The 12,966-nt window shown below is 39.4% G+C and carries 12 protein-coding genes and 1 riboswitch; of the genes, 5 read left to right on the top strand and 7 right to left on the bottom strand.

Going from position 1 to position 12,966, the window contains the following annotated elements; all coding sequences use genetic code 11:
- Positions 1-27: 27 nt before the first annotated feature.
- Positions 28-194: riboswitch (FMN riboswitch) on the top strand.
- 247 nt (positions 195-441) lie between these two features.
- The gene (ribB, locus tag I6F43_RS16595; RefSeq protein WP_024592672.1) at positions 442-1,095 is read left to right on the top strand and encodes a 3,4-dihydroxy-2-butanone-4-phosphate synthase; all 654 of its coding nucleotides are present in this window, start codon (positions 442-444) and stop codon (positions 1,093-1,095) included.
- 79 nt (positions 1,096-1,174) lie between these two features.
- Here ribB and I6F43_RS16590 read toward each other — a convergent pair whose 3' ends face one another.
- A complete protein-coding gene (locus I6F43_RS16590; RefSeq protein ID WP_024592671.1) occupies positions 1,175-1,831 on the bottom strand; it encodes a nitroreductase family protein in 657 nt (218 codons plus the stop codon).
- A 368-nt stretch (positions 1,832-2,199) separates the two neighbouring features.
- On the bottom strand, positions 2,200-3,225 hold the full coding sequence (locus I6F43_RS16585; protein ID WP_197103246.1) for a zinc-binding alcohol dehydrogenase family protein: 1,026 nt from the start codon (positions 3,223-3,225) through the stop codon (positions 2,200-2,202).
- A 133-nt stretch (positions 3,226-3,358) separates the two neighbouring features.
- On the opposite strand from I6F43_RS16585, the gene I6F43_RS16580 reads away from it, so the two are divergent.
- The 3 genes from I6F43_RS16580 to rhlP all read left to right on the top strand — a co-directional run bounded on the left by I6F43_RS16580 (position 3,359) and on the right by rhlP (position 5,761).
- Entirely contained in the window at positions 3,359-4,294 is a 936-nt protein-coding gene (locus I6F43_RS16580; protein WP_197103245.1) for a LysR family transcriptional regulator, read from the top strand.
- Positions 4,295-4,307: 13 nt separating this feature from the next.
- Positions 4,308-4,652: a lactoylglutathione lyase gene (locus tag I6F43_RS16575; protein WP_231614103.1), complete on the top strand. Its 345-nt coding sequence runs from the start codon at positions 4,308-4,310 to the stop codon at positions 4,650-4,652.
- A gap of 314 nt (positions 4,653-4,966) precedes the next feature.
- The gene (gene rhlP, locus I6F43_RS16570) at positions 4,967-5,761 is read left to right on the top strand and encodes a rhombotarget lipoprotein (protein WP_197103272.1); all 795 of its coding nucleotides are present in this window, start codon (positions 4,967-4,969) and stop codon (positions 5,759-5,761) included.
- A gap of 69 nt (positions 5,762-5,830) precedes the next feature.
- Here rhlP and I6F43_RS16565 read toward each other — a convergent pair whose 3' ends face one another.
- From I6F43_RS16565 to I6F43_RS16545, 5 genes are all read right to left on the bottom strand, one after another.
- On the bottom strand, positions 5,831-6,721 hold the full coding sequence (locus I6F43_RS16565; protein ID WP_165722535.1) for a dienelactone hydrolase family protein: 891 nt from the start codon (positions 6,719-6,721) through the stop codon (positions 5,831-5,833).
- Between the two features lie 106 nt (positions 6,722-6,827).
- Positions 6,828-7,784, bottom strand: a complete 957-nt coding sequence (locus tag I6F43_RS16560) for an alpha/beta hydrolase (RefSeq protein WP_197103243.1) — start codon at positions 7,782-7,784, stop codon at positions 6,828-6,830.
- Positions 7,785-7,822: 38 nt separating this feature from the next.
- Positions 7,823-7,993, bottom strand: coding sequence for a hypothetical protein (locus I6F43_RS16555; protein WP_165722537.1), 171 nt, complete (start codon positions 7,991-7,993; stop codon positions 7,823-7,825).
- Between the two features lie 144 nt (positions 7,994-8,137).
- Complete coding sequence (locus I6F43_RS16550; RefSeq protein ID WP_197103241.1) at positions 8,138-11,287, bottom strand: efflux RND transporter permease subunit; 3,150 nt, start codon at positions 11,285-11,287, stop codon at positions 8,138-8,140.
- Positions 11,288-11,289: 2 nt separating this feature from the next.
- Positions 11,290-12,468, bottom strand: coding sequence for an efflux RND transporter periplasmic adaptor subunit (locus tag I6F43_RS16545; RefSeq protein ID WP_165722539.1), 1,179 nt, complete (start codon positions 12,466-12,468; stop codon positions 11,290-11,292).
- A gap of 169 nt (positions 12,469-12,637) precedes the next feature.
- Here I6F43_RS16545 and I6F43_RS16540 point away from each other — a divergent pair, with 169 nt between their 5' ends.
- Positions 12,638-12,901 (top strand): YkgJ family cysteine cluster protein, encoded by a 264-nt coding sequence (locus I6F43_RS16540; protein ID WP_024612699.1) that lies wholly within the window; start codon positions 12,638-12,640, stop codon positions 12,899-12,901.
- Positions 12,902-12,966 lie beyond the last annotated feature (65 nt).

The raw sequence follows: 12,966 nt of genomic DNA, 5'->3' as shown, positions 1-12,966 counted from the left end.
CGCTTTTATAGCGCTTTAGTTATAAAAGTACATTCTCAGGGCGGGGCGAAATTCCCCACCGGCGGTATGTTTAATGTTATTTATAACTTAAACGAGCCCGCGAGCGCTTTATTTAACTTAGGTTCAGTAAAGGTCAAGCAGATCTGGTGAGATGCCAGAGCCGACGGTTACAGTCCGGATGAAAGAGAATATGGCTTATTATACTAATACCAATTTTATTAAAGACACGATCATTGTATCGCGTTAAGTGAGCTATTTTTCTAGCGTTATAATAGGTCACTAATTTAATGCCGTTGGTATAACAGTGTGTGCTGCTTTTTGCTGCGTGCTTTTTGTTATTTTATTTAAGCTATTTTGGTAGTGATCGTTTTAAATTTAAAGCGATATATTACTGATCCTTTCACAGTCCTGAATCTATTATTTTTTATTTGGAATATAATGATGATTCAGTCTCTACTTACTCAATTCGGCGAAAGCCATATCCGCGTACAAAGCGCAATTGCTGCACTACAGCAAGGGCAAGGCGTACTTGTTGTTGATGATGAAAACCGTGAAAATGAAGGCGACTTTGTATTTTCAGCTGAGCATTTAACGACTTCTCAAATGGCCGAAATGATCCGCGAAGGCAGCGGTATTGTTTGCTTATGCATGGGGGAGGAGCGCATTAAACAGCTCGACTTACCGCAAATGGTAACCCACAACACAAGTCAAAATAACACCGCTTATACAGTCACTATTGAAGCTAAGCATGGCGTTACAACAGGCGTGTCTGCTGCTGATAGAGTAACTACTATAAAAGCAGCGACAGGCGATAACGCTAAACCAAGTGATTTATCGCGCCCTGGGCATGTATTTGGTTTAAAAGCACAAACGGGCGGAGTATTAGTTCGTCGTGGTCATACCGAAGCATCCGTTGATTTAATGCAGCTTGCCGGCTTAAAGCCATTTGGCGTAATTTGCGAACTAACAAATCCAGATGGTTCAATGGCGCGCTTACCTGAGGTGAGTGATTATGCTAATAAACATAATATGACTGTGGTTTCTATTGAGGATTTAGTGCAATACATTCAGGCTGCGCAGCTTCAAGTAAGTTAAACTGCTTTAAAGCAAAAAACCACTTATTTAAATAAGTGGTTTTTTAATATTGTTATCATTTAAGTTTATAACGTATTACTTATAAAACCTGAATAACTTGCTCTTTTGCCAAGCGAGATTTAGGTAATTTAGCATTATAATCTTCTGCGCTATCGTGATAGCCAAGTACTAATGCTACGTCGCACACGTAACCATCGAGTTCTTTTTCAAAAACTTCGCCAATCAACTCGGCATCTACGCCTTCCATTGGAGTAGAGTCAATGCCTAAACGTGCAGCTGCATGCATAGTGTTACCCAGTGCAATGTAAGTTTGTGCTTTAGTCCACTCTTCATTATTGCCTTGCTCATCAGTATTCATATCAACAAACGCGTAAGCACCAAAAGCTTGTTCGCGATTTTCTGCTTTAGTACGACCATTTTTAATATCTGCATCAATGATTTGTGCGTAATCATCGCGGGTATATTTAGGGTTGTGAGCAAATAATATTATATGCGAAGCTGTTTTAATGTGTGGCTGGTTAAACGCAAATTTATTAGCAAATGTACTATGCATACGCTCTTTAGCCTCATCTGATTCAATTACGATGAATTTCCAAGGCTGCGAGTTAATAGATGAAGGAGACAGGCGCATAGCTTCGTAAATAACGGCTAAATCGTCTTGAGATACACGTTTCGTTGCATCATAACGTTTTGCTGTGTAGCGCTTTTCTAAGTCATTAATAATAGGGTGAGTCATTAGTTTTTCCATTGAGTAGGTGTTTTACCAGTATTTACTATGTTGAGTCAGTTTTAGTAAAAACAAACCCTTTTAAAAATTTATTACAAAAATAATATCGTGCTTTTAAATCACTCTACTTACTTTATACAATCGATATATCTACGTAACGTAAGGCTTATCAATATAGCTATGTGCGGATAGTAGAGGATTATTACAATATGATAAACAGGTATATGGTTGAATCATTATCAAATATTATTAGGTAATAGTTTCTTTAATAAATATAAATACAGCAAAAGCCACCCCGAAATATTGGCTGGAGACGCCAATTGCATTGGCGCCTTTAATCAATTCAGGTATAAATAAGGCGTGTAATATTTATAGAATTAAAAACCTTCCAACACTATTTTGCCAATAGAGCGACCTTCTTCAAGTTCTGTGTGTGCAATACGCAGGTTAGCCGCATTTATAGTGCCTAAGTTTTTACCAATTGTGGTTTGAATGTAGCCTTGGTCAATCAAATCGGCAACATGATTTAATAACTTACTTTGCTCAATTAAATCTTTGGCATTAAACATTGAACGGGCAAACATAAATTCCCAATGTAGAGATAAACTCTTCATTTTTAATTTGCTAACATCTAATGACTCAGGATCGTCAATCATTGCAATTTTACCAAATGGTGCAAGTACCTCTGTATACGCTTCAAAGTAAGTATCAGTACTATGCAGGCTTGCTACATGTGTTACCGAGCCAATGTTTAACGCGTCAATTTGAGCAGGTAATGGTTTTGTATGGTCAACGACATAATCTGCGCCTAGTTTTTTAACCCATGCTTGAGAGCTTTCGCGCGATGCCGTGGCAATCACCGTTGCGCCAGTAATCGCTTTAGCAAGCTGAATAAAAATAGAGCCAACGCCGCCTGCGGCACCTGTTACTAAAATAACTTCGTCTGATTTTGTTTTTGCATCAGCTGCTTGTTTTACAATGTTTAAATGCTCAAATAATAATTCGTACGCTGTTATTGCAGTAAGTGGTAATGCAGCAGCTTCAGCATCGTTTAAGCTCTGCGGTTTAAACCCTACAATGCGCTCATCCACTAATTGAAATTCTGCATTACTACCTGGGCGAGTAATATCACCTGCGTAATAAACCGCATCACCTGGTTTAAAGCCTGTAACAGCTTCACCTGTTGCAACCACTTCGCCAACTGCATCCCAACCAATAACTTTTACTTCACCCTCAGCAGGGGGCATAGATGCACGCACTTTGTAATCTGCTGGGTTAACTGCAATTGCTTTAACTTTAATTAATAAGTCGCGACCTGTTGCAACTGGCTGTGGTAATTCAACATCAATTAACGATTCAGGATTAGTAACAGGAAGAGATTTTTTATAACCAATAGCTTTCATAATAAATGTCCTAATTTGTTTACATATAAGGTGCAAGCCATGTTTTGGCTAGCTGATAGATATATAGTAGACCTTGCTTTAATGTAGATAAACCGCATAATCGTTGAATCATTATCAAATATAAATAGATAATATGAACATAGAAGATTTAAAACTTATTTTAAAAGTCGCTGAGTTTAGAAGTATTACGCTAGCAGCTGCTAAGTTAGATATGCGTACAGCCACAGCAAGCGCCGCTATTAAACGCGTGGAGTCAGCGCTTGGTAGCGAGCTGTTTGTTCGTACCACACGTCATTTGAGGTTGTCGGCTGCTGGGGAGCGCTACATACCACAATGTGAACAGGCTTTAGCAGTGCTTGAGCTCGCAAAACAAAACCTTAAAGGTGAACACGACGAAATAGAAGGCGAATTGCGTGTTGCACTTTCATCTGACTTAGGGCGTAACTTGGTGATCCCATGGATTGATGAACTCATGGACACTTATCCAAAGCTAAGTTTAAGAACCCATATAAGTGATAGTAATATCGACTTTTACCGTGACTCAGTTGATATAGCACTTCGTTATGGCTCGCCTAATGATGCTAACGTTTATGGTTTTAAAATTTATAACGTACCGCGCTTATTATGTGCAACTCACGAATACCTCTTACAAAACGGGACTCCCGTGCATCCTGATGATTTAGCGTCGCATCAAGGTTTGTTTTATCAGTTGCAGGATATTATAAATAATACGTGGGAATTCAGTGATGGTGAATCAAAATATAAAGTTAAAATGGATGGCAGGCGCGCCTCAAACGATGGCGATTTAGTCAGGCGCTGGTGCGTTGCGGGTAAGGGCTTAGCTGTAAAGTCGGCACTTGATATAGCCGACGATTTACTCAATGACAGGGTAGTTACTGTTATGCCAAATTATCAACATGTTAATGGTGAACTTTGGCTTATTTGCCCAAGTAGGCAGTCAATAACCCCTGCGGTGCGTTTACTACGTGATGCATGCAGAGCAAAATCCCAAGCTATTCTGCAGCAGTTGGTAAATAAAGGAATTATTGATAAAAGCGTACTGAGCTAATTAAGGAAGAGTTATGCAAGTTGATGATATTAGAATTTTTATTCCCTGTAAAAATCATGAGCAATCTCAGCGCTTTTATAAAGCGCTTGGATTTAAGATTGAAGATGCCTCAAATGATTTATGTGTGTGTACCTTTGGCGAATGTACGTTCTTTTTACAGCGTTATTATAATAAAACGTTTGCTGAAAACTTAATGCTGCAACTTTGTGTGTTAAATATAGATGAAGCATACGAACTCATTAGTAATTTAAACGGTTTTGATATCCGCTTTGAGGGTATAAAACGAGGGCGTGTTGAACTTTATGGATTGAAATTTGTTCAATCTAGGGGCGATTTAATCGCGGCGCAGGGTTTGTAACCTAGTGGGCTAAGTAAAAACCGAGCAACAAAGAGTCAATCGCCCCTAGAAAGAACCCAAAGGGCAGCGTATGTTTGGTCTTTATGCTACGTTATCGCCTATGTATGGGGAACAACCACATATCATAGGCTCTGCCTTGCCTAAATACCAAACACACAGCTGCAAATTCAACCACCAAAGGTCAACACGCCCTAGACCCTTGGGGTAGCGTTATTTACTTATGGGGACCATCGGGTGAGCTTTGGCACGTAACTGAATTAAATTAAAAATAAAAAGGAATAAATGTGGGATTTAATAAATATATAATCATTTTTATGGCGACCTTACTTGCTTCTTGTAGTTCGTTTGTGAGCAACAATACAGGTAAAAATACGCAATCTAGTAGCTTAATGGACTTCTTATATCCTGATCAACAAAGCCGCTCTAACTATAAACCTGAGATACCTGTTTTAAAACTCCCTGTTACTGTTGGAATTGCATTTGTACCGTCTAAAAACTGGCAGCCAGACGGGTTAGAGGCCCAAAACCAAGTCGAGTTACTCGAAAAAGTAAAAAAGTCATTTCTACAATATGATTACATTGACCGCATTGAAGTTATACCAAGTACCTATTTAAAAGGAGGTGACGGTTTTGCAACACTCGAGCAAGTTGGACGGCTTTACGATGTAGATGTAATGGCACTGGTTTCATATGATCAAGTTACGCAATCGTATGAAAATAATGCAGCCTTACTTTATTGGACAATAGTGGGTATGTACGTTATTCCAGGTAATGAAAATACAATTCAAACCTTTGTGGATACAGCTGTTTTTGATATTAAAAGTAGAAAAATGCTATTTAGAGCACCTGGTATAAGTAAGCTTGAAAAAAGAACAACAGCAATAGGTATTGATGAAACGTTATCTGAAAAGTCGGCTGAAGGTTTTAATCTAGCGGTTAGTGATATGAGTACTAATTTAGATGCAGAACTAGCAAGCTTTAAAACACGTGTTAAAGAAGAAAAAATTGCAAAAGTCGAAAATAAAGATGGCTCTAGCAGCGGTGGCTCTTTGAGTATTTATTTGCTCGTTTTGTTGTCGTTATTAGTTATGCGTAGCAAAAAAGTTTAAAGTTGTTAAAAAACCAAGTATTTTTAATAGTGCCACCGGCTTAGAGCTGGTGGCACTATTTTTTATTAGCTAACTTAGCTTTTTATTAAAAAACTCAACGGTACGTTGCCATGCAAGCTCAGCATTGTCTTTATCATATCGACCTGTAGAGTCGTTATGAAATCCATGATTTGCCCCTTTATACATATGCATAGTGTATTCAACGTTATTAGCTTTTAAATCTTGTTCGTACTGTGGCCACGACGCGTTTACACGTTTATCCAGCTCGCCTAATTGAATCATTAATGGTGCTTTAATATTTTTACGTAAACTTTCGCTGGCTGGAGTACCGTAAAAAGGCACTCCGGCGCTAATTAAGTTGCTATCTACTGCCGCTAAATAATTAACAATGTAGCCGCCAAAACAAAAACCGACAGCGCCTAACTTACCGTTACTGTTAGCATGCGATTTTAAAAAGTGTGCTGCGGCTACAAAATCGTTTTGAATTTTAGCGCGATCCATGGTTTTTTGCATAGCGCGTCCTTCATCATCATTACCAGGGTAGCCACCCAGTGGAAATAGCGCATCGGGTGCAAATGCAATAAAGCCTACCTTCGCTAAGCGTCTTGCTACATCCTTTACGTATGGGTTTAATCCACGGTTTTCGTGTATCACAAGAACAACAGGAAGCTTACCTTCTATGTTTTTAGGGGTTGCTAAGTAACCTTTGCCTTTACCGTGCCCGTCTGGCGAATCGAATTCTTCGTATGTTGCTTTAATATCATCGTCATTAAAGGATACTTGTTCAGCAAGTGCATAGTTAGGTAATAATGCTGATGTAAGTACAGCCATCGAAAAGCCAAGAGCAGCAAGGCCACCGAGTTTTTTCATAAAAGTACGTCGGTCCATTAAACCGTGGGCGTATTCGTCATACCAATCAAAGGCTTCTTGAGGAATGTGTTCAGAGGGAGATGTATTCATGGCTGTTCCTTAACTTTATTATGTCTATTTATTATTTAAATACCATAACGTATTAGGGATAAAAAACGAGCAATATTTCTCTCAATTATTAGGACTGTCGCCAAAGTTATCCATCAAGCAAGGAAAGGAGCACATTCCTTTGTTGTGCGGATATTAAAGAAACCATTTCAAGGTGATTTAAATCTTTTACCTCATAAATGCTCACTTTTGGGTTACTAAGAGTAAGCAACCCATTATATGGACTCACTTTGTCTGCATTACTTGAAAAGATGTAAGTTTGCCTTGCATGAGGGGTCTTATTTAGATTACTTAATATGTCGAGTTTATTAAGAGGTACTTTACTTTTTTCAATTACCTTAGCCGCGACTTCGTTTATATAATCATCACCTAACAGTTTGCTATAAACAGGGTATGATAACTTAGCAATTGTTCTTAGTGCGGCTTCAAAATTAATCATTGGAGCAAAAAGTATATGCTTATTAATATTGAGTTTGGTTGTGAGGTCGATGCTTGCAACTGCACCCATTGAGTAACTAAGCAATGAAATGTCGGTGTATTGGTGTTCATTTATATATTTTACTAATAAATCAAGGGAGTTTAAGCCATACTTAAATTCATCGTATTGATTACTTGCAGGCATCACTATTACATTCTTTCCAGTGATATGGCTAAGCCATCGGGCTTGCATGGTATAAACCAAACTATTTACGCCATATCCCGGAAAAATAATTAAAAGCCCATCGTTTGACTTACTCGGTAAGTTATCAGCATTGAGTTGATATTCAAAAGTATCGTCTTCAGTGCTTCCTTTACTAATTAAAGTTAATGTTAACGTATTGCCACTTAGTAGATAATTATCAATATCCTTAGGTGAAATAACCCTAAAATCAAGACAATCTATTTCGCTGCTACAGTAATGGGTTTGTGCTCCAGATAAAGCGATAGAGCTCTCAAATTCTTTAGGGAGAACTTTCTCAGGAGGCTTAGTTATTTGATAAGCGATATAGCTCTGGCAACCACTTAAAAAAATAACTAAAGAAATAATCAGTATGTATAAGCGCATTAAAGTCCCTTTAATTTTCAAGCTAAAATTTTTATTGATTAATTAATGCCTGATATCCCTTCATCTACGCCGATTAAAAAGTCGAGCCCTACAAACGCAAACGATATTGCAACGGCGCCTAATAGCATTAAGTTGCGGTTATTCTTTTTGTAGCCAATTGTGGTTAGTACAGCAAATACAATAAATAAAATAAGTTGAAGTGTGCCCATCATTATTCCTTTTGAGGGTTATATTTATAGAGTCAAACTATCAGTAAGATAAAGACTTGGCAAATAGGTGAATATCATTTTTAAGCTAAAAATAAAAAGCTCGACATAATATGCCGAGCTTTTTTGGTTGGGATGTTACTTAATTTAGCTATTAGTAGGCGCTGGTTGGGCATCTACTAGCGGCGGCTTGCCACGCATTTTACGTACTAATCGTTTAGCATCTTCTAGTGCAACATACTGGCACGGTATAAGTATTAGTGTAATTACTGTGGCAAATAACACACCAAAAGCAAGTGATACAGCCATCGGGATAACAATTTTAGCTTGTAAACTCGTTTCAAAAATAATTGGCATTACACCAATAAAGGTAGTGATTGAGGTGAGTAATATCGCTCTAAAGCGACGAGCACCGGCTTGCATTACAGCATCCTTAATCGAAACACCTTCAGCGCGGGCTTTGTTTACAAAATCAACCATAACGAGGGAGTCATTTACGACCACACCCGCTACAGCAATAATGCCAAACATCGATAAGCTACTCATGGTCATGCCTAAAATCATATGCCCAAACATCGCGCCAACTACACCAAACGGAATAACCGACATTATAATAAGTGGCTGCGAGTAAGAGCGAAGCGGAATCGCTAACAAGGCAAATATAATCATCATTGATATACCAAAGTCACGAAGCTGCTCTGAAGCACTATCCATCTCTTCTTGAATGCGCCCAGCTACATCACTTGTAACGCCAGGGTAGCTTTTAAGTAATGTTGGTAAGTATTCATCACGAATTTCTTCTGCAATCGCAAATGGTTCGGCTTGGTCGGTATTTACCGCAGCCCATACGTTTACAGTACGTTTAGAGTTTTCGCGGCGAATACGGTTTACACCGTCAACCAACTTAACTTCGGCTATTTCACTTAGCGGTACTTCAGCGCCTGTAGGCGTAATAATACGCACACTTGCTATGTCACTTATTGAGTTACGTTCGTCTTCTGGATAGCGAATCATGACTTTAATTTCTTCGCCTTCACGCAATATTCGCTGCGCTTCTAAGCCGTAGTAACTAAAGCTAACTTGCGATGCGACATCAGCAAGCGTTAAACCCATGCTGTAAGCGAGTGGTTTTAAATCAAGTTGCACTTCGTCGGTAGCGCTTTGCATTGAATCGTTTACGTCGCCAACGCCTTCCATTGTTTGTAATTTGGCTTTTAATTTACCAGCCACTTCTTTTAGCTCGTCAACATTTTTGCCTTCAAGTTTAAAGCTAACGTCGCCATCATCTCGACCGCCATTCATTATACTGTCTTGAATGGTCATGGTTTTAATGCCGGGTAAAGCGGGCATTTGCTCGCGCCATAACGCACTTAGGGCAAAGGTGTCGATAGGGCGTAAATCAGGCTCTACCAAAATGGCCATAATATTTGCTTGCGTTCGTCCGCGCAGGCTTACCGATAAATCGCGGATCATCGGTTTACCGTATTGCTCTTGTAGTTGCTGATCGACCTTTAACAACACGCTTTCTATTTTACGTGCGGTTTCAAGCGTTGCTTGCTCAGATGAAGCAAGGTTCATCTCTATATCAATACGCGGAAAGTCGTGCGGTATTTTAGGGTTTGGTACAAACTTAACTAAACCACCTGCAAACATACCTGCGCTTACAATAAGCAAACACATAAAGCCAACAATTACGGTATAGCGGTAGTGAATACAGCGGCTAACAAAAGGAAGGTAGTAGTTGTTCACAAAGCCTTTTAAACCACTATCAATTACCATACGTAAGCGATGTAATAGGTTTTTAGGATTTGGTTTACGCGGATTCATTGCTGCAATATGCGCAGGTAAAATAAGTTTTGATTCAATGAGTGAAAAAATCAAACATAAAATAATCACGCCACCAATTGCCTTAGAAAAAGCAGCACCAGGGCCGGTTGCGAGTGTTTGTGGTAAAAATGCCGCAATAGTTGTTAGTACACCAAAGGTTGCTGGCATCGCAACACGTTTAACACCGCGCACTACGTTATCAAGTGTATGGCCGTATTTTTCTATTTCGGCACTGGCTGACTCGCCCACAACAATGGCGTCATCAACAACAATTCCGAGCACAAGTATAAAGGCAAAAAGAGAGGCTAAATTAATTGTTACGTCTAAAAAGCCAATGGGCATAAACAAAAAGGCACCCAGAAAAGACACCGGTAAACCCATCATTACCCAAAATGCCAAGCGTAACGGTAAAAATAGTGCCAGCACTATCATTACTAACAAGCCACCCCAAATCATGTTATCGACCATCATATCGAGTCGACCTTCAAGGTAGTAAGTTAAATCAACAATAGGAGATAGCTTAACACCTGCAGGTAAAAGTGGCTCTTTAGCCGCCATGTAGCTTTTAAGGACTTTTGCTACATCGGTAATATCTTGATCTTTTGATGCGTTAACTTCAAACGAGAGTGAATTTTTACCATTGTATTTTGAATACTGCAGACCTTCTTCAAAGCCATCATTAATAGTTGCAACATCGCCTAAATAAATTTGTGCGCCATCAGCAAGGGTAATAAGGGGGAGTTTTTCAAACTCAAAACCACGGTAGGCTTGTTTTTCAACACGCATCGAAATATAACCGTTTTCAGAGCGTATTTGCCCCGCCGACATATTGGCCGAAAAGTTTTGCACAGCGCCTGCAATATCTCTAAATGTTAAGCCGTACTCGCGCAGTTTATCAGGGCTGACTTCTATACCAATTTCGTATTCTAAGCCGCCGTTAAAATTAACAAGATTCACGTGAGGCAGTGCTTGTAACTCGTCTTTTATATCGTTGCCAAGCTCTTTTAACTGGTAGTTACTCATGTCGCCATAAAGCGCGAGTATCATTACTTCTTGCTCAAACTTATCGCGGCGAACAACAGGGCGCTCCATTCCCGCAGGAAAGGTGTTTATTGAATCAACTTGTACTTTAATTTCATCAAGTACTTCTTGTGGATTGTATTGTTCTTCTATTTCAATCCACGCTTGTGAAAAACCACGGTTAGAGTAAGTAATTAGGCGTTTAATGCCTTCAATACCTTCGAGGTTTTCCTCAACTTTTATGGTTATGCCTTCTTCAACTTCTTGCGGGGCTGCACCTGGGTAAACCGCTTGTACGCTTATCCAGTTACTTTCAAACTGTGGGAACATTTGTTTGCGAATGGTCATCGCCATTAAAATACCGCCCACTAATATAAATATCATTAGTAGGTTGGCAGCAACGGGATTTCGGGCAAACCATGCTATTAACCCTGTTTCACGAGTGTTCATGATTATTCCTCTTTCAGCGCAAGTTGAGTTACATCAGTTTTATCAGGCGCAATATCTTCAACTTTTACTGCCATACCTTCAGTTGGATACTCAAGCGCTGAGGTAATAATTTGCTCGCCATTTTTTAGCCCTTGGCTGGCTATAATCATGCCGTTTTGTTCGCGTATAATATTGAGAGTTTTAAACGACAATGTTAAATCGTCATTTAAAATGACAATTTTATTATCTTTAACTAAATGGTGCGCAACAATAATTGCGTTATCAAGCGGGCGACCTTCAATGGTAGCGTTAATATATGAACCAAAACGAAGAGGGCGTGTTTTATCGCCATAAGGTGTTGCAAGTTGTGCAACCAAGTAGCTCATACGGCTTGTTTGATCAACCACACCTTCGGTGCGAATTACTTTGGCTTGCCACATTGTTTGCTTACCCGCGTATTCTGCGTTAAATGTAACATTTGAGCCTACGCCGCCATTTTTTAAATATTGCAGTTCTTGGTCGGCAACGGGTAAACGGACCTCTGCAACTGAGGTTGCACTCAATGCACCAAAACTATTACCTGGGTTTACTACTGAACCCAAGCTAATTGTGCGTTCATTAATAATGGCATCGTATGGGGCTTTAATATAAGTACGTTCAAGATTGCGGCTAGCACGTTTAACACTTGCTTGAGCAGAGCGGTAACGCGCTAATTTTTCGGCCAGTTGTGGTTTACGTAAATAAAGTTCTGAGGCAATAGCTTCGCTTGAGTCCGATTTAATACGCTCCCATTCAGCTTTTGCTACATGTGCTTGTGCGCGTTCTATTTCAAGTGCTGAGCTTGCTTGAGCTAAACCTGCTTGCGCTTCAATAAAGTCTGCCTCGTAATCATTTGCATCAATTCGTGCTAAAATATCGCCTTGCTTTACAAACGCGCCTTCAACAAATTGATCTGATACCGAAATAACTTGCCCACTAACTTGTGCTATCAGCTCGGTACGGTCCTTTGGTTTAACAATGCCGTACGATTTAACATCGAGCGTTATAGAATCTAAAAGTATGCTTTGTGTTGCAACTAAAGGGCGTAAATCTTGCTCAGGCTTTTCTTCGGGTGGTTTTTTCATTGCCATAAAGGCGAAAGCTAAAGCAATACCGCCTGCTAAAACAGCAATTGGGAGTATTATTTGTTTTGTAGTAGCCACAAGGCATTCCTTCATAATTGGTGGTGACAGAGCAATAATACGCAATAAAGTGTTTACAAGGCGTTTTAAGATGTAACAAGGCATTACATATGTACATTACAACTCAACATGCGGCTAATTGCGTTCCTAAAAAGGAATTAAAGTAAGTGTGTTTTATTCAGAGGATATTATGAAAACCGAATCGATGAGTTGCAGGCTAGGCTGCGGCGCATGTTGTATTGCGCCAAGTATTAGTTCGCCTATTCCAGGTATGCCAAATGGTAAAAAGGCCGGAGAGCGCTGTATTCAGCTGGACGAACGTAATTTATGTAAGTTATTTGGTGATTCAAGCCGACCTAAAGTATGTAGTGATTTTAGCGCCACATTTGATGTGTGCGGGTCAACAAATGCACAAGCTTTAGCACTTATTACAGAGCTTGAAGAGCTAACTTAATCCTCGTTTTTAATACACATCTATTTACAATATATTATTAATAAAAATCTTCATAAGGTTAATAA

Origin of the sequence: Pseudoalteromonas sp. NZS71_1, assembly GCF_015864305.1 — a bacterium.
GTDB classification, from domain to species: domain Bacteria; phylum Pseudomonadota; class Gammaproteobacteria; order Enterobacterales; family Alteromonadaceae; genus Pseudoalteromonas; species Pseudoalteromonas arctica.
This window is presented reverse-complemented; position numbering and strand designations above follow the sequence as displayed.

What these genes read in the sequence shown, in the direction of transcription:
- ribB (WP_024592672.1), top strand. Translation starts at nt 442, where the DNA reads ATGATTCAGTCTCTACTTACTCAATTCGGCGAAAGCCATATCCGCGTA.
- I6F43_RS16540 (WP_024612699.1), top strand. Translation starts at nt 12,638, where the DNA reads ATGAAAACCGAATCGATGAGTTGCAGGCTAGGCTGCGGCGCATGTTGT.
- I6F43_RS16555 (WP_165722537.1), bottom strand. Translation starts at nt 7,993, where the DNA reads ATGGGCACACTTCAACTTATTTTATTTATTGTATTTGCTGTACTAACC.
- I6F43_RS16575 (WP_231614103.1), top strand. Translation starts at nt 4,308, where the DNA reads ATGCAAGTTGATGATATTAGAATTTTTATTCCCTGTAAAAATCATGAG.
- I6F43_RS16585 (WP_197103246.1), bottom strand. Translation starts at nt 3,225, where the DNA reads ATGAAAGCTATTGGTTATAAAAAATCTCTTCCTGTTACTAATCCTGAA.
- I6F43_RS16565 (WP_165722535.1), bottom strand. Translation starts at nt 6,721, where the DNA reads ATGAATACATCTCCCTCTGAACACATTCCTCAAGAAGCCTTTGATTGG.
- rhlP (WP_197103272.1), top strand. Translation starts at nt 4,967, where the DNA reads ATGGCGACCTTACTTGCTTCTTGTAGTTCGTTTGTGAGCAACAATACA.
- I6F43_RS16590 (WP_024592671.1), bottom strand. Translation starts at nt 1,831, where the DNA reads ATGACTCACCCTATTATTAATGACTTAGAAAAGCGCTACACAGCAAAA.
- I6F43_RS16580 (WP_197103245.1), top strand. Translation starts at nt 3,359, where the DNA reads ATGAACATAGAAGATTTAAAACTTATTTTAAAAGTCGCTGAGTTTAGA.
- I6F43_RS16550 (WP_197103241.1), bottom strand. Translation starts at nt 11,287, where the DNA reads ATGAACACTCGTGAAACAGGGTTAATAGCATGGTTTGCCCGAAATCCC.
- I6F43_RS16560 (WP_197103243.1), bottom strand. Translation starts at nt 7,784, where the DNA reads ATGCGCTTATACATACTGATTATTTCTTTAGTTATTTTTTTAAGTGGT.